The sequence below is a fragment of the Chitinophaga agrisoli genome (assembly GCF_008386695.1).
GTDB classification, from domain to species: domain Bacteria; phylum Bacteroidota; class Bacteroidia; order Chitinophagales; family Chitinophagaceae; genus Chitinophaga; species Chitinophaga agrisoli.
Genome location: NZ_VUOC01000029.1, coordinates 1 through 767 on the forward strand (window position 1 = coordinate 1; position 767 = coordinate 767).

1 protein-coding gene is annotated in these 767 nt (G+C 59.2%); it reads right to left on the minus strand.

The window, feature by feature from the left end; all coding sequences use genetic code 11:
* The coding region (locus tag F0L74_RS34515) for a serine protease (RefSeq protein ID WP_497707333.1) at positions 1-694 on the minus strand (694 nt) is incomplete at its 3' end.
* Positions 695-767 lie beyond the last annotated feature (73 nt).

Consider the following 767-nt stretch of genomic DNA (forward strand, 5'->3'; position numbering starts at 1 on the left):
TAGCCCGGATCCAGGAGTTGAAGGATGTGACTCTGGCGAAGCCGGCAGGGTGGCCTCTCTGGCAACCTTGAGCTGATCCGAACGATGTGATACCGATCAGTTGACGGCTTCCGCCGCTGCCGATGGTGAGAGGGCCGCCGGAGTCTCCGCTGCAGGTGCTGCGACCGTTAGAGCCGTCAACACAGAGGGTGGAGGCAATGATCACATTGTTTCCAAACGTGCGGGCGCAGACGGCGTTGGTAATGACCTGGAGGCTCACTTGGCGTTTTTGTTGGTTGTTGGCTCCCGAAGCAGCATCGGAGGTCCTTCCGAAGCCGGCAGCCCAGGCCCAAGTACCAGCAAAGTTGTTGCTTCCACTGGCTAGGTTGATGCGCTGGATGTTGTTGGTGAAGCCAACATGGTTGTGGTTGATGATGGCGACGTCGTTGTGGAGGGTGTCCATGTTGTAGCTGCCGTGCATCTGGACATTGGAGGTGGTGACCCTGGTGCCTCCGGAGAAGATGTTAGCTGTGCCAAGAGCGAGGGTGAACTGACGAGCCTGGGCTCTCCTGGTCCTCCAGCAATGAGCGGCGGTCACGGAGCGGGTGTTGGTCAGTAAGGAAGCTCCGCAGATGGAAGTTCTGCCATTCGTCAGTGCGATCACAAGTCCAGCAAGATGGGGGTGAGCACCAGCGTTGGCGGCAGAACCACCCACAATCCTGGTACCGTCGAAGTCAGCGGCTTCCTCGGCGCGTCTAAGACTCTCGGCCCGGGGGATACCGATCTTG